A 13623-nucleotide genomic window follows, 5' to 3' on the forward strand; every position below is an offset into this window, starting at 1 on the left:
CGCATCTTATTGTGGGGCCTTATGTCGCGAAAGGGGCGCATAGCGCCCCCAGCCATCGTTGCATTACCGCCGAAATCCAGGGCCGCGTCGCGGCCCTTTCGCGACACGAGGCCGCCCCCACACTGAGCGTGCAGGCTTGTGGTCAGGCGATCTTCTTCAAGCCTTGCTTCTTGAGCTCTTCATCACGCAGTTCGCGGCGCAGGATCTTGCCCACGTTGGTGGTAGGCAGCGAATCGCGGAACTCGATGTGGCGCGGTACCTTGTAGCCGGTAACGTTGGCGCGCATGTGCTCCATCACCTGCTCCTTGGTCACGGTCATGCCCGGCTTGACCACGATGAAGACCTTGATCACTTCACCCGACTTCTCGTCCGGCACACCGATGGCTGCGCACTGCAGCACGCCCGGCAAGGCCGCCAACACGTCTTCCAGCTCGTTGGGGTACACGTTGAAGCCCGAGACCAGGATCATGTCTTTCTTGCGGTCGACGATGCGCATGTAGCCGTCCGCCTGGATCACGGCGATGTCACCGGTCTTCAGCCAGCCTTCGCTGTCGAGAATCTCGGCCGTGGCGTCTTCACGCTGCCAGTAGCCCTTCATCACCTGCGGGCCCTTGACACACAGCTCGCCCACTTCGCCAAGCGGCAGCTCATTGCCGGCATCGTCGATGACCTTGCACAGGGTCGACGGCACCGGAATACCGATGGTGCCCACCTGGTTCGCTTCCGACGGGTTCACCGCCGCCACCGGGCTGGTTTCGGTCATGCCGTAGCCTTCGCAGATGGCGCAACCGGTAACGGCCTTCCAGCGCTCGGCCACGCTTAGCTGCAAGGCCATGCCGCCCGACAGGGTGATTTTCAGCGCCGAGAAATCCAGGGCTCGGAACGCCTCGTTATTGCACAGGGCAACGAACAGGGTGTTGAGGCCCACAAAGCCGCTGAACTTCCACTTGCCCAGTTCCTTGACCATCGCCGGCAAGTCTCGCGGGTTGCTGATCAGCACGTTGTGGTTGCCGATCAGCATCATCGCCATGCAATGGAAGGTAAACGCATAGATGTGGTACAGCGGCAGCGGGGTGATGAGGATTTCGCAGCCTTCGTGCAGGTTGGAGCCCATCAGTGCCCGGCACTGCAGCATGTTGGCCACCAGGTTGCGGTGGGTCAGCATGGCGCCTTTGGCCACACCGGTGGTACCGCCGGTGTACTGCAGCACCGCCACGTCGTTGGCCTGCGGGTTGGCTTCGGTCACTGGCTGGCCCTTGCCCAGCGCCAGGGCGTCATTGAAACGCACAGCCTGTGGCAGGTTGTAGGCCGGCACCATCTTCTTCACGTACTTGATCACGCTGTTGATCAGCAGGCGCTTGAGTGGCGGCAGCAGGTCGGCCACTTCAGTGACGATAACGTGCCTGACCTTGGTTTTGGGCACCACTTTCTCGGCCAGGTGGGCCATGTTGGCCAGGCACACCAGGGCCTTGGCACCCGAGTCGTTGAACTGGTGTTCCATCTCCCGCGCGGTGTACAGCGGGTTGGTGTTGACCACGATCAGCCCGGCACGCATGGCACCGAAGACCGCGACCGGGTATTGCAGGACATTGGGCAGTTGCACGGCAATGCGGTCACCCGGCTTGAGGTCGGTATGCTGCTGCAGCCAGGCGGCAAACGCCCCCGACAACGCATACAACTCGCCATAAGTGATAGTCTTGCCCAGGTTGCTAAAGGCCGGTTTGTCGGCAAAGCGTTGGCAGGATTGCTTGAGTACTGCCTGGATATTGGGGAATTCGTCAGGATTGATTTCCGCCGTAATCCCGGCTGGGTACTTATCCTTCCAAAAATTTTCGATCATGGAAGCCCACTCCTTCAGCAACAGCGAAGTTCGATTCACGCGTCGATGCGCTTATTATTGATATGAGATGACGGTTCGTTGCAAACCGGATCATCTGGAAGCGGGCCGAGAGTAACAGCTTTGTCTGGGGTCGCCTAGAGGCCAAAACAGGCCTCTCGGTCACAAAAATGACTCAATGAACAATACAGGTCATTTTTAGAGTAATTATCCAAAATGTCGCAGATAAGGCTGTATATGGCCTGTTAGAGCGGTTTGAGGCATTCGCGGGTAAACCCGCTCCTACATTGGGCGGTGTAGGAGCGGGTTTACCCGCGAAGAAGCCATCCCGGTATCACGCTATATCGCGCAACTCCCGCCGCAAAATCTTGCCCACCGGCGTCATGGGCAACGATTCACGCAGCACGATGTGCTTGGGTACTTTGTAGCCAGTGAAGTTGGCCTTGCAGTAGGCCTTCAGCTCATCAACGCTCAGCCCCCCCTCGCGCGGCACCACGAACAGCTTGACCGCCTCGCCGGAACGCTCGTCCGGCACGCCGATAGCCGCACAGTTGGCGACCTTGGGGTGCCCCATCACCACATCCTCGATTTCGTTGGGGTAAACATTGAAGCCCGAGACGATGATCATGTCCTTCTTGCGGTCGACAATGCGGGTGAAGCCGTCCGGGTCGATCACCGCGATATCACCGGTCTTGAACCAGCCTTCTGCATCCAGTGCCTGGGCCGTTGCCTCGGGCTGCTGCCAGTACCCCTTCATGACCTGCGGGCCTTTGATGCAAAGCTCGCCCCGCTCGCCCAGCGGCAGTTCGTTGCCGTCATCATCGATGACCTTGAACGCAGTACCCGCCACGGGGATGCCCACCGTCCCCAGACGCGCCAGCTGGCCGTATGGGTTGGTGCTGGCTACCGGCGAGGTTTCTGTCAGGCCGTAGCCTTCAACGATACGGCACCCGGTAAGGTTTTCCCAACGCTCGGCGGTCGCTTTGACCAGCGCTGTGCCACCAGAGTTGGTGACCTTCAGCGCCGAGAAGTCCAGCTGACGGAAACCCGGGTGGTCCATCAGTGCGACAAACAGGGTATTGAGGCCCAGCAAGGCAGAGAAACGCCACTTGCCCAGTTCCTTGATGAAGCCGGGAATATCCCGCGGGTTGGTAATCAGCACGTTATGGTTGCCGGTGACCATCATGCACATGCAATTCGCGGTGAAGGCATAGATGTGGTACAGCGGCAGCGGCGCGATCATCACTTCCTGGCCGTCCTTCAGCAGCTTCTGCCCATCGGGGCCGTGCTGCGAGAAGCAGGCCAGCACCTGCAGCATGTTGGCCACCAGGTTGCCATGGGTGAGCATGGCGCCCTTGGCCAGGCCGGTGGTGCCGCCGGTGTACTGCAGCACGGCGATGTCATCGAGGTTCAGCGACACCGGTTTGGGCGACAGCCCGCGGCCCTCGCGCAGCACCTGCTTGAACGGCACCGCCTGGGGCAACTGGTAGGCCGGCACCATCTTCTTCAACTTGTCGACCACGGTGTTGACCAGCCAGCCCTTGGCGGCCGGCAGCAGGTCGCCCATCTTTGCCTCGATCAGGTACTCGATACCGGTATCGGGCAGCACCTCCTGCACGCGCTTGCCGAACATGTTCAGGTACACCAGCGCACGCGCGCCACTGTCCTTGAACTGGTGGCGCATCTCGCGCTCGGTGTACAGCGGATTGGTATTGACCACGATCAGCCCGGCGCGCATGGCACCGAATACGGCGATGGGGTACTGCAGCACATTGGGCATCTGCACGGCAATGCGCTCACCCGGTTTGAGGTCGGTGTGCTGCTGCAACCAGGCAGCGAATGCTGCCGAATGGCGTTCCAGTTCCGCGTAGCTGAGGGTCACGCCCAGGTTGCTGAACGCCGGGCGGTCGGCAAAGCGCTTGCAGGAGCGCTCGAACACCTCGACGACCGAGGCGTAGGCATTGATGTCGATGGTGGAAGGCACGCCTGCCGGGCGCTTGTCATTCCAGAAGTCGGCTTGCATTTATTATTGTTCCTCTGCCTGGACCTGCACTGCGTCCTTTAGTCCTTTACCTGACCGCCTGCTGGCGAAAAGGCGTTGATTCGACGTTAGCAGGTAAACCCAAGGTGGCATATACGCCAAGTGCCGCCATTAACATTGTGAATCTTATTTGTGCCCCTCCTGCAATCCGGCCGGTTGTGCATACACTGTTCGGGTAACCGCGCGCACAAGGACCCGCCATGCCTCACGATGCCTTCTGGCTGCCCGCCAGTGAGCACTGCAGCCTGTACGTACACCAATGGCTGCCGGCCACACCGGTAAAGGCCGTGGTGCTGCTGGCCCATGGCATGGCCGAGCATGCCGGGCGCTACCACCGTCTGGGCCAGGCCCTGAGCGAGGCCGGCTTTGCCCTGTTCGCTGCCGATCAGCGTGGCCACGGGCGCACTGCCGAACTGGGCAGTCTCGGCCTGTTTGCCCGTCATCATGGCTGGAATGCCGTGATCAATGACCTGGGGTGTGTGGCCCAGCACATCGGCCAGCAGTTCCCGTGCACGCCGCTGTTCCTGTTCGGCCACAGCATGGGCAGCTACATCGCCCAGGCTTACCTGCTGCATCACAGTGGCAGCCTGCACGGGGCGATCCTCAGCGGCTCCAACTATCAACCGGCCGTGCTGTACCGCTTTGCGCGGCTGATTGCCCGGCTGGAGTCCTGGCGCCAGGGGCCACTGGGCAAGAGTGCACTGATCGAATGGTTGTCCTTCGGTTCGTTCAACAACGCCTTCAAGCCCAACCGCACGGCCTTCGACTGGCTCAGCCGCGACCCGGGCGAGGTCGATCAGTACGTGAATGACCCGTTGTGCGGCTTTCGCTGCACCAACCAGTTGTGGCTCGATCTGCTGCAAGGCTTGGCGCAGATCAGTCAGCCGGGTAACCTCGCGCAGATCGATCCCAACCTGCCGATGCTGGTGATCGGCGGTGAATGTGATCCGGTCAGTGCCGGCAAGCGTCTCACCCATCTGGCCGACGCCCTGCGCGCGACCGGCAACCGACATGTACAGCTGCGCATCTATCCTGAGGCGCGGCATGAAGTACTCAACGAAACCAACCGTGGCGAGGTCATCGCCGATATTCTCGGCTGGCTGGAACAGGCGCTGGCCCTTGGCCGCCCTGCGCGCAGTGAATGATAGCCGCCCTCGCCCAACGCTTAAGGAAGCATCGATGTCCCAGGTCACCAACACGCCTTACGAAGCCCTCGAAGTCGGCCAGAAGGCCGAGTACAAGAAGTCCGTTGAAGAACGCGACATCCAACTGTTCGCTGCGATGTCCGGTGACCACAACCCGGTTCATCTGGATGCCGAGTTCGCCGCCAAGAGCATGTTCCGCGAACGTATTGCCCATGGCATGTTCAGCGGCGCGCTGATCAGTGCTGCAGTGGCCTGCACCCTCCCTGGCCCTGGCACCATCTACCTGGGCCAGCAGATGAGCTTCCAGAAACCGGTGAAAATCGGCGACACCCTGACCGTGCGCCTGGAAATCCTCGAGAAGCTGCCCAAGTTCAAGGTGCGCATCGCCACCAATGTGTACAACCAGAACGACGAGCTGGTGGTCGCGGGTGAAGCCGAGATCCTGGCGCCGCGCAAGCAGCAGACCGTCGAGCTGGTGTCGCCGCCGAATTTCGTGGCGAGCTGAGGTGTGATGCAGCCAGCATCTTCTTCAAGGCTGCTCTCCTGGGTAACCCGCTAACGCGTTGATTTGGCAGGCATCCTGTGGGAGCGGGCTTGCCCGCCAAGAGGCCGGCACACCTCACATCATTCGATAGCCTGCAAACGCCGCTCGATATACCGCCGCTCAGGCGCCTGCCGGGTCAAGGCCAGCGCCTGCCGCCAGGCCGCCCGCGCCTCTTCCACCTGTCCCAGCTGGCAATGCAACTCGGCGCGTGCCGCATGTGCCAGGTGATAGTCCAGCAACTCCCCCCGTGCCAGAATCCCTTCGACTTCCCGCAAGCCAGCCTCCGGCCCATCCCGCTTCGCCAGCGCCACCGCCCGGTTAAGCGCCACCACCGCTGATGGCCAATACCGCTGCAACACGTCATACAGCCCGACGATCTCTCCCCAGTCCGTCTCTTCAGCCGTCACCGCTTCGGCATGCACGGCAGCAATCGCCGCCTGGATGGTATAGGCCCCGAATGCACGGCTCTGCAGGGCCTGGCGCACCAGAGCACAGCCCTCGGCAATGAACTGCCGGTCCCACAAGCTACGGTCCTGCTGCTCCAGAACCACCAAATCGCCTTTGCCATCGATGCGCGCCCGCTGCCGGGACGCCTGCAACAACATCAACGCCAGCAGGCCGACCGCCTCCGGGTCGGGCAGCAACTGCACCAGCAACCGCGCCAGGCGAATGGCTTCATCGCTCAGCGCCTGCTGCAGCAGTGTCTCGCCCGATGACGCCGAATAGCCCTCGTTGAACACCAGGTAGATCACCCGCAACACACTTTCCAGGCGCTCGGGCAGTTCACTCAGCTCCGGTACCTGGTACGGTATGCCCGCGTCACGGATCTTGGCCTTGGCGCGCACAATACGCTGGGCGATGGTGGCCGGGCTTTGCAGAAAGGCGCGGGCGATCTGCTCGGTCGTCAGGTCGCAGACTTCGCGAAGCGTCAATGGCACCTGAGCGTCGGCCGACAGGGCCGGATGGCAACAGGTGAAGATCAGCCGCAGGCGGTCATCCACCAGCAGCTCTTCTTCACTGGGATCCTGCGCCTGGTCATCCAGCAGCATGCTCAAGTCCGCCTGGGAGCGGTCGAAGCGGACGCGCCGGCGCAGCGCGTCGATGGCCTTGAAGCGCCCGACAGAAACCAGCCACGCTCGCGGGTTGGCGGGAATACCGTCGCGTTGCCAGCGTTCGACGGCAATGAAGAAGGCATCATGCATGGCCTCCTCGGCCAGGTCGAAATCACCCAGCAAGCGGATCAGTGTCGCCAGTATGCGCCGCGACTCCTGCCGATACACAGCCTCGACTTCGGCGCGCACCTGGGCCATTGCGGCCATCAGTCGGGCATCCGCTGGGTCACCACCTCCACCAGGCGGTCCAGGCTTTCTCCCCAGCCTTGGTGGAAGCCCATTTCTTCATGGGCCCGGCAGTCGGTGGCATTCCAGTGCCAGGCCCGGGCGGTGTAGCGGGTTTTGCCCTGTTCCTCGTCAAAGCTGATCACGGCGGTCATGAAGGCCTTGTCCGATGGCACCCAACCGGGGCCGAAGGCATCAGTGAACACCAGCCGGCGTGGCGCGGCAATTTCCAGAAAAACGCCCTGGTTGGGGTACTCGCTGCCATCCGGCGCCCGCATCAAGGTGCGAAACAGGCCACCGGCCCACAGCTGCATTTCACACTCCGGGGTGGTCATGCCGTGCGGCCCCCACCACTGCATCAGCCACTGGGGTTCGGTCCAGGCGCGAAATACCTTGGCCGGTGGGGCGTCGATCAGGCGGCTGATGGATAACTCGTGTTGCGCCTGGGCAATGGGGGCAAGGCTCATGCTGATTGTTCTCCTTGGCTGTCAGGGTTGCAGCTCACGCACCGGTCGCACCTCGACACTGCCGACCCGCGCGGCAGGGATGCCTTTGGCGATATTCAGCGCTTCGTTTAGGTCGCGGGCCTCCACCAGGTAAAAGCCGGCCAGTTGCTCCTTGGTTTCGGCGAACGGGCCGTCGGTCAGGCTCATGTGTCCGTTGCGCATGCGTACCGTGGTGGCCGTCTGCACCGGCTTCAGCGCCTCGGCCGCCAGCATGCGCCCGGAACCCTGAATGGCTTCGGCGTAGGCCATGCATTCGGCGTCTGCCGGGCTGTCGGGCAGGCTGTGCAACAGCCCCTCGTCACAATAGACCAGGCACAGGTATTTCATGGTCGCCTCCAGGGTATTGGCAAAGTGCGTTTGGCGATAACGGCTCAGGGCTTGAGATCGAACAGGGCTTTTTGCGTTTCCATATCGAAAGGCGCCGACCAGTGTTCGTGAATTACCTGCCACTGGCCGCCTTGACGACGATAGCCCACCGTGGCGCGCATGAAGCCGCACTGGCTTTCGTCGTCGCCCGGGCCGCAGCGGTTCAGCCAATGGGCCAGGGCCAGATCGCCAGCGGCGTGCACGGTGAGTTGGGCAAGTTCGAACACCATGGGGCCGGGACACATGCCCATGCACGTTTCCCAGTGCGCCGTGTAGGCTGACTTGCCTTTGAATTGCAGAGCCTGGATGGCATCGAAGGCGACGATATCGTCGGCGTAGGGGGCGATGATGCCCGGGATGTCGCGATCGCGCACGGCTTGCATCCAGCGCTCGATCAATTGACGGATTTCGGATTCGGCTGCGGTGCTCATCGGGGTACCTCCGAAAGATCATAGGGGGTGGGGCACGGTGTGAAGCGTGCCTTCAGCTATGGTCGAACGGTAAGCGGAGGATTCGACAGGCGGGGGAAATTATTCTGTATTGGCGGAGCACCTGTGAGATCGCATCAGGGTTAGCAAGTGCCCGCCACAGCGTTTTCAGACCCTGTGGCGGGCACCGCCAGTCAACCCTGCTGGCAACCTTCACCCATGGCCCGGTACTGAATGGTGTGCACCTGGCCCTGATGGTCTTCATAGGTCATGGTCGCAGGTACCACTTCGCAGACATTGGGGATGGTCGACAGGTTGATCACCCGCTTGATGTCCAGGTTCATCGAGTAGTCATACTGCTGAGCCACAGGCTCGCTGGAGACGGGTTTGGCCTCATCGGCGAGGGCGAACGAGGACATACCGACCAATGCAAGAATCAGTAATGGTTTCATGTGGTTTTGCCTTTTGAGCGTTCAAGCTGATCGATTGACTTCTATTGCCGTATCCGGCGCGGAGAAGTTGTCATCTAGGGTCTAGATGGCACGAAGTACCGATCCCGCTTCGTACTGCCAGGGGGGATGAACAAAATTCTACTCCCGGCCAGTAATAGTTGAACCCCGGAGTCGGATATTCACCCTTGCCGGTTTTGCAACAATCTGCGACAAAGTGGCCGCAAATCATTAGGCCAGAGCCTCTGGCCACGTTTCAGGGTAGGACTCGCCATTTCTGAAAAATTGTCCTGTTCGAGGCTTTCGGACACAGAACGCCGTTTGCTGGACCACTTCTACCGCCAGCACAGCTCACGCATGCGCGCTGCAAGCGACGCCGCACTTTGGGTAGCACGGGCCCCTGGCATCATCGCCGGACTGAGCCTGAGTGCGGTGGGTGAGGGATTCTGGCTGACGGGCCTGTTCGTCGCCCCGCAGCGGCGCAACCAAGGGGTGGCTGCACGGTTGGTCGAGGCAGCGCTGGCGCAGGTTGACGGGCCCGTCTGGCTGTTCTGTCATCCCGACCTGACGCCCTTCTACCAGCGCCTGGGTTTCGACCTGGCCCAACAGCTGCCAGAACCCCTGGCCAGCCGCCTGCAACGCTATCAGCGCAACAAACGCCTGGTAGCCCTGCAGCGAGGTCAGTCGTCGCTGGCCTCAAGCCCAGGGAACAGCACCTCGGTGTAGCCGAACCTGGCAAAGTCCTGGATGCGCGAGGGGTATAGCCGGCCGATCAAGTGGTCGCACTCGTGTTGCACCACCCGCGCATGGAAGCCATCGGCAAAGCGGTTGATCGGGCTGCCCTGGGGGTCGATCCCTTGGTAGCAGATATGCTTGAAGCGCGGCACCACGCCGCGCAAACCAGGCACCGACAGACACCCCTCCCAGCCGTCCTCGACCTCGCTGGAGGTCGGGGTGATGACCGGATTCAGCAGAATGGTCTGCGGCACCGCCTCGGCATCGGGGTATCGCTCGCTGCGCTCGAAGCCGAAGATCACCAACTGCAGGTCGATGCCGACCTGCGGGGCGGCCAGGCCCACACCGCCGACGTGACGCATGGTTTCGAACATGTCGTCGATCAATTGCTGCAGTTCGGCACTGCCAAGCATGTGCTCGGGCACTGGCGGAGCGATGCGCAGCAGGCGTTCGTCGCCCATCTTGAGAATGTCACGGATCATCAGGGGTTCGGCTCGACGCTATGAGGCTTGCTCGGGTTCGGGTGCTCGTGACCCAGTACAGTCAAGGTTTCCTTGGGTTTTTCCCCGTCGAAGTCTTTCTCGCCCGGGTTCTTGCCTTCGGCTGACATGTGCTCGATCACCGCATTCATTTCGGCGCCGAGCAGCAGCACGGCAGCCGAAATATAGAAATACAGCAACAGCACGATGATTGCACCAATGCTGCCGTACATGGCGTTGTAGTCGGCAAAGGTCTTCACGTAGTAGGCAAAGCCCAGTGAGGCCACGATCCACACTACAACCGCCAGCACCGAGCCCGGGGTGATGAAGCGAAACTGCTGTTCCACATCAGGCATCACGTAATAGATCAGGGCCACTGCCACCATCAGCAGAATGATGATCACCGGCCAGCGCAGGATGGTCCACAGTGTGACGATGAACTCCTGCATGCCGATCTGGGCAGCTATCCATTCCATCACCTGCGGGCCGAGCACCATCAGCGCTGCGGCCGCCAGCAGCATGCCAGCCAGGCCCACGGTGTAGAAAATGGAAAGCGGGATACGCTTCCACACCGGGCGACCTTCGGGCACATCGTAAGCGGCGTTCATGGCGCTCATCATCAGGCGCACGCCGGCGGAGGCGGTCCACAGGGCGATCACGATACCCACCGACAGCAGCCCACCCTTGGATTGTTGCAACTGGTCGATCACCGGATTCACCTGCTCCAGCGCCTGGGGCGGCAATACCAGTTCCGATTGCAGACGCAGCCAGGAGAAAAAGTCCGGCAAGTGCAGGAAACCGATCAGGGCAATCAGGAACAACAGGAAGGGAAATAGCGAGAACAGCGCCTGGTAGGCCAGCGCTGAGGCATAGGTGGACATCTCGTCGTCGAGGAATTCCTTGACGGTGCGAACCAGCACGCGGTGCAGGGGCAAGCCGCGCAGGTCGGGGAAAATCATAGCGTCTCCTTTCGCCGCTTGATCGTTACACAGGCAAGTCTAATAGACCCTGTCCGTGCTGTGCTGCTCCCGGCCGTGGTTGAAGAATTTGCTTGCCAATAGTGCGGGTCTCTTCGCGGGTTCGCCCGAGAAGAGACCCGCACCGCCTCAAGTCAAGGTTTCTTCACCGCATCCTTCACATTGCCCTTGACCTGCTGCGCCTCGCCTTTGAGCTCCTGCGCCTTGCCTTCGGCCCGCAGCTTGTCGTTGTCGGTCACCTTGCCAACACCCTGTTTCACGTTGCCGATCGCTTCGTTGGCCAAGCCTTTCGCTTTGTCTTTAGTACCGCTCATGGCAAAACTCCTGCAAATGGAGACACGTGAACCGTGTCGACAGAAGGTTGACCCAACGCCTGGGCCAGGAGTTTCAACGGATTTCCCGGCCAGAAGCCGAACGGTAAAACTGCAGGCGAATACCGTCCAAGCCCGCGAAGAGGCCGGCACTGGCACCGCAAGTCACAAACCTTGCTCCGCCCCGTGCCACCCCTCACAATGCAGGCCTTCATAGCGTCAACGCGCAGGAACCTGCATGAAACTCGACAAACCCGCCGCCATCGCCCGGCGCAACGAAGCACTGGCACGGCCGGTGCTGACCAGCAGCAATACTCTGTTCGCCACTCTGGACAGCAAACGCAACCTGTGGTGGTTCGAAGTGCCAGTGGCACTGCTGGGCAAGGGCCAGGCCGACTGGGTCAACCTGCTGCTGCACACGCCGGAAAGCGATGAGCTGCAGCACCTGAAGGTGCCCACCAATTTCCTCAAGGCTCACCTTGAGCAAATGGAAGTGCGCAAGCCTGGCAAGCGCCGCTCCACCATCAGCCTGGCCCTCAGCGCCGACCGTGACTCGCTGCTGCGCGACACCCGTCCGGGTGGCGAGCAGCTGGACTTCCGCAACTTCGTACAGGCGTAAGGCCGTCAGGCTTTCTCGATGCGATCGTCATGGATGACGATCAGGCCCTGCTTGAACAACCCGCCAATGGCCTTCTTGAAGTTGCCCTTGCTGACGTTGAACAGTTTGCTGATCAACGCAGGGTCACTCTTGTCGCACACCCCCAACACCCCGCCTTCGGCTTCCAGGCGCGCCATGATCTGCTCTTGCAGGGTGTCCGCCAGGGCGGCGCCTACCGGCTGCAGGCTCAGTGAAATCTTGCCGTCCTGGCGCACTTCCTTGATGAAGCCCTTCTCGTGCATGCCCGAGCGCAAGAACTTGAACACCTCGTTCTTGTGGATCAGGCCCCAGTGGCGGTTGTTGATGATGGCCTTGAAGCCCATCGGCGTTTCGCCGGCCACCAGCAGCTCGACCGGCTGGCCAACCTTGTAGTCGGCCGGGGTGACATCGAGGTAGCGGTCCAGGCGCGACGTGGCAGTGATCCGGCGGGTGCGCTTGTCGAGGTACACGTGCACCACGCAGTAATCACCGATCTTCAGAGGCCTTGCCTCTTCCGAGTACGGCATCAGCAGGTCCTTGGACAGGCCCCAGTCCAGGAAGATACCGGCACCGTTGATGTCCTTGACCTTCAGGCTGGCGAACTCGCCAACCTGCACCTTGGGCTTCTCGGTGGTGGCGATCAGCTGGTCTTCGCTGTCCAGGTAGATGAACACGTTCAACCAGTCATCGACTTCGGTCTCGGCGTTTTTCGGGATATAGCGCCCGGGCAGCAGTATTTCGCCATCGGCGCCGCCGTCCAGGTACAGACCGAAGTCCACGTGTTTCACGATTTGCAAACTGTTGTAACGCCCAAGCAGAGCCATTTCCGATGATCCTCAAGACAAGGCGGCTATTCTACACCTGAAGCCACCACATGGCCCGACCACTCATGCAGTGGAACCGCCAGGCCGCACTTGCATCTACCTTCTGGCCAGCCTGAGGAAGGAACAGCACATGCCGCTACGCCTGCCCAAAGCCCTGCTTATCGCCATCGGCTTCGCCCTGGCCTTGGCCGCCTGCAGCCGCATCGACCTGGCCTATCGCAACCTCGACCGCCTGGTGCCGTGGTCGCTGAGCGACTATCTGGACATGAACCGCGAGCAAAGGGCGCTGCTGGACGATCGGTTGCGCGAGCACCTGGCCTGGCATTGCAAGACTCAACTGCCCGGCTACCTCGACTGGCTCGACCGGCTACGTGAGATGGTCGCCGACGACCAGGTCACCGACCAGGCCCTGCAGCAGAGCACCCGCGAGGTCCGTGAGGCAATTGGTCGAGTGGCCGAGGAAATCACCCCTTCGGCCACCGAACTGCTGCGCGGCATGAGCGACAACCAGGTAGCGCAGATGCGTGAAGCCTTCCGCGATGACATCAGTGAACGGCAGAAGCAGTATGTGGATACGCCATTGCCGAAGCAGATGGCCCGCCGTAGCGAACGCATGGAAAAACGCCTGACGCCATGGTTTGGCGAGTTGACGGCGGTACAGAAGCAACGCATCCAGACCTGGTCTCAAGCGCTGGGTGACCAGAACCGTGAATGGATCGCCAACCGTGCCCACTGGCAGCAGCAATTACTGTTGGCAATGAACCAGCGCAACGACTCCAGCTTCCAACCGCGCCTGGCGACCTTGTTGCAACGCAAGGAGAGTTTGTGGACACCCGAATACCGGGCGGCATATCAGAATGCCGAGCAGCAGGCGCGCAGCCTGCTGGTGGACCTGGTGCGACAAAGCACCCCGCAGCAGCGGAGATTCCTGCAGGAACGGCTGGGCAAGGTGCGGACCCATTTGAGCGAGATGAAGTGTTTGAAGGAGTGACAGGCCTGTTCGAGCT

Annotated in this window: 16 protein-coding genes; 5 read left to right on the forward strand and 11 right to left on the reverse strand. The window is 61.3% G+C overall.

Annotated elements, in window-relative coordinates; all coding sequences use genetic code 11:
- Positions 1 to 142: 142 nt before the first annotated feature.
- Positions 143 to 1840, reverse strand: coding sequence for a long-chain-fatty-acid--CoA ligase FadD1 (gene fadD1 / locus ACF8FG_RS01075; RefSeq protein WP_014590057.1), 1698 nt, complete (start codon positions 1838 to 1840; stop codon positions 143 to 145).
- A gap of 331 nt (positions 1841 to 2171) precedes the next feature.
- Positions 2172 to 3860, reverse strand: a complete 1689-nt coding sequence (gene fadD2, locus ACF8FG_RS01080) for a long-chain-fatty-acid--CoA ligase FadD2 (RefSeq protein WP_014590056.1) — start codon at positions 3858 to 3860, stop codon at positions 2172 to 2174.
- Positions 3861 to 4078: 218 nt separating this feature from the next.
- Here fadD2 and ACF8FG_RS01085 point away from each other — a divergent pair, with 218 nt between their 5' ends.
- Positions 4079 to 5023, forward strand: a complete 945-nt coding sequence (locus tag ACF8FG_RS01085; protein WP_318081736.1) for a lysophospholipase — start codon at positions 4079 to 4081, stop codon at positions 5021 to 5023.
- Between the two features lie 34 nt (positions 5024 to 5057).
- Complete coding sequence (locus tag ACF8FG_RS01090) at positions 5058 to 5528, forward strand: MaoC family dehydratase (RefSeq protein ID WP_003254624.1); 471 nt, start codon at positions 5058 to 5060, stop codon at positions 5526 to 5528.
- A 119-nt stretch (positions 5529 to 5647) separates the two neighbouring features.
- On the opposite strand, the gene ACF8FG_RS01095 is transcribed toward ACF8FG_RS01090, so the two are convergent.
- The 5 genes from ACF8FG_RS01095 to ACF8FG_RS01115 form a co-directional block, all read right to left on the reverse strand.
- Positions 5648 to 6886, reverse strand: coding sequence for an RNA polymerase sigma factor (locus tag ACF8FG_RS01095; RefSeq protein WP_014590054.1), 1239 nt, complete (start codon positions 6884 to 6886; stop codon positions 5648 to 5650).
- Positions 6886 to 7371: an SRPBCC family protein gene (locus ACF8FG_RS01100; protein WP_014590053.1), complete on the reverse strand. Its 486-nt coding sequence runs from the start codon at positions 7369 to 7371 to the stop codon at positions 6886 to 6888. The genes ACF8FG_RS01095 and ACF8FG_RS01100 overlap by 1 nt, the downstream gene beginning before the upstream one ends.
- Before the next feature lie 21 nt (positions 7372 to 7392).
- Positions 7393 to 7737: a YciI family protein gene (locus tag ACF8FG_RS01105; protein ID WP_014590052.1), complete on the reverse strand. Its 345-nt coding sequence runs from the start codon at positions 7735 to 7737 to the stop codon at positions 7393 to 7395.
- A gap of 44 nt (positions 7738 to 7781) precedes the next feature.
- Positions 7782 to 8207: a YybH family protein gene (locus ACF8FG_RS01110; protein WP_392518589.1), complete on the reverse strand. Its 426-nt coding sequence runs from the start codon at positions 8205 to 8207 to the stop codon at positions 7782 to 7784.
- Positions 8208 to 8398: 191 nt separating this feature from the next.
- A complete protein-coding gene (locus tag ACF8FG_RS01115) occupies positions 8399 to 8656 on the reverse strand; it encodes a DUF2790 domain-containing protein (RefSeq protein ID WP_003254632.1) in 258 nt (85 codons plus the stop codon).
- A 318-nt stretch (positions 8657 to 8974) separates the two neighbouring features.
- On the opposite strand from ACF8FG_RS01115, the gene ACF8FG_RS01120 reads away from it, so the two are divergent.
- Positions 8975 to 9379, forward strand: coding sequence for a GNAT family N-acetyltransferase (locus tag ACF8FG_RS01120; RefSeq protein WP_318079846.1), 405 nt, complete (start codon positions 8975 to 8977; stop codon positions 9377 to 9379).
- Here the strand turns inward: ACF8FG_RS01120 and def are convergent.
- The 3 genes from def to ACF8FG_RS01135 all read right to left on the reverse strand — a co-directional run bounded on the left by def (position 9334) and on the right by ACF8FG_RS01135 (position 11158).
- Entirely contained in the window at positions 9334 to 9870 is a 537-nt protein-coding gene (gene def / locus ACF8FG_RS01125; protein WP_014590050.1) for a peptide deformylase, read from the reverse strand. The genes ACF8FG_RS01120 and def overlap by 46 nt on opposite strands.
- Positions 9870 to 10826, reverse strand: coding sequence for a YihY/virulence factor BrkB family protein (locus ACF8FG_RS01130; RefSeq protein WP_014590049.1), 957 nt, complete (start codon positions 10824 to 10826; stop codon positions 9870 to 9872). The genes def and ACF8FG_RS01130 overlap by 1 nt, the downstream gene beginning before the upstream one ends.
- A gap of 152 nt (positions 10827 to 10978) precedes the next feature.
- Positions 10979 to 11158 carry a CsbD family protein gene (locus tag ACF8FG_RS01135; protein ID WP_012051514.1) on the reverse strand — a complete coding sequence of 60 codons (180 nt, stop codon included), beginning with the start codon at positions 11156 to 11158 and terminating at the stop codon, positions 10979 to 10981.
- Between the two features lie 235 nt (positions 11159 to 11393).
- On the opposite strand from ACF8FG_RS01135, the gene ACF8FG_RS01140 reads away from it, so the two are divergent.
- Positions 11394 to 11774 (forward strand): hypothetical protein, encoded by a 381-nt coding sequence (locus tag ACF8FG_RS01140; RefSeq protein ID WP_014590048.1) that lies wholly within the window; start codon positions 11394 to 11396, stop codon positions 11772 to 11774.
- Between the two features lie 5 nt (positions 11775 to 11779).
- On the opposite strand, the gene ACF8FG_RS01145 is transcribed toward ACF8FG_RS01140, so the two are convergent.
- Positions 11780 to 12616, reverse strand: a complete 837-nt coding sequence (locus ACF8FG_RS01145) for a S1 RNA-binding domain-containing protein (protein WP_010955234.1) — start codon at positions 12614 to 12616, stop codon at positions 11780 to 11782.
- Positions 12617 to 12746: 130 nt separating this feature from the next.
- Here ACF8FG_RS01145 and ACF8FG_RS01150 point away from each other — a divergent pair, with 130 nt between their 5' ends.
- Positions 12747 to 13607, forward strand: a complete 861-nt coding sequence (locus ACF8FG_RS01150) for a DUF6279 family lipoprotein (RefSeq protein WP_070383566.1) — start codon at positions 12747 to 12749, stop codon at positions 13605 to 13607.
- Positions 13608 to 13623: the final 16 nt, after the last annotated feature.

It is taken from the genome of Pseudomonas sp. YQ_6, from assembly GCF_043103245.1.
Taxonomy (GTDB): domain Bacteria; phylum Pseudomonadota; class Gammaproteobacteria; order Pseudomonadales; family Pseudomonadaceae; genus Aquipseudomonas; species Aquipseudomonas alloputida.

Excerpts from the sequence above, each read along its gene's own strand:
- ACF8FG_RS01095 (WP_014590054.1), bottom strand. The coding sequence starts at position 6,886 with ATGGCCGCAATGGCCCAGGTGCGCGCCGAAGTCGAGGCTGTGTATCGG.
- ACF8FG_RS01105 (WP_014590052.1), bottom strand. The coding sequence starts at position 7,737 with ATGAAATACCTGTGCCTGGTCTATTGTGACGAGGGGCTGTTGCACAGC.
- ACF8FG_RS01085 (WP_318081736.1), top strand. The coding sequence starts at position 4,079 with ATGCCTCACGATGCCTTCTGGCTGCCCGCCAGTGAGCACTGCAGCCTG.
- fadD1 (WP_014590057.1), bottom strand. The coding sequence starts at position 1,840 with ATGATCGAAAATTTTTGGAAGGATAAGTACCCAGCCGGGATTACGGCG.
- ACF8FG_RS01135 (WP_012051514.1), bottom strand. The coding sequence starts at position 11,158 with ATGAGCGGTACTAAAGACAAAGCGAAAGGCTTGGCCAACGAAGCGATC.
- fadD2 (WP_014590056.1), bottom strand. The coding sequence starts at position 3,860 with ATGCAAGCCGACTTCTGGAATGACAAGCGCCCGGCAGGCGTGCCTTCC.
- ACF8FG_RS01090 (WP_003254624.1), top strand. The coding sequence starts at position 5,058 with ATGTCCCAGGTCACCAACACGCCTTACGAAGCCCTCGAAGTCGGCCAG.
- ACF8FG_RS01140 (WP_014590048.1), top strand. The coding sequence starts at position 11,394 with ATGAAACTCGACAAACCCGCCGCCATCGCCCGGCGCAACGAAGCACTG.
- ACF8FG_RS01110 (WP_392518589.1), bottom strand. The coding sequence starts at position 8,207 with ATGAGCACCGCAGCCGAATCCGAAATCCGTCAATTGATCGAGCGCTGG.
- def (WP_014590050.1), bottom strand. The coding sequence starts at position 9,870 with ATGATCCGTGACATTCTCAAGATGGGCGACGAACGCCTGCTGCGCATC.
- ACF8FG_RS01115 (WP_003254632.1), bottom strand. The coding sequence starts at position 8,656 with ATGAAACCATTACTGATTCTTGCATTGGTCGGTATGTCCTCGTTCGCC.
- ACF8FG_RS01145 (WP_010955234.1), bottom strand. The coding sequence starts at position 12,616 with ATGGCTCTGCTTGGGCGTTACAACAGTTTGCAAATCGTGAAACACGTG.
- ACF8FG_RS01130 (WP_014590049.1), bottom strand. The coding sequence starts at position 10,826 with ATGATTTTCCCCGACCTGCGCGGCTTGCCCCTGCACCGCGTGCTGGTT.
- ACF8FG_RS01150 (WP_070383566.1), top strand. The coding sequence starts at position 12,747 with ATGCCGCTACGCCTGCCCAAAGCCCTGCTTATCGCCATCGGCTTCGCC.
- ACF8FG_RS01100 (WP_014590053.1), bottom strand. The coding sequence starts at position 7,371 with ATGAGCCTTGCCCCCATTGCCCAGGCGCAACACGAGTTATCCATCAGC.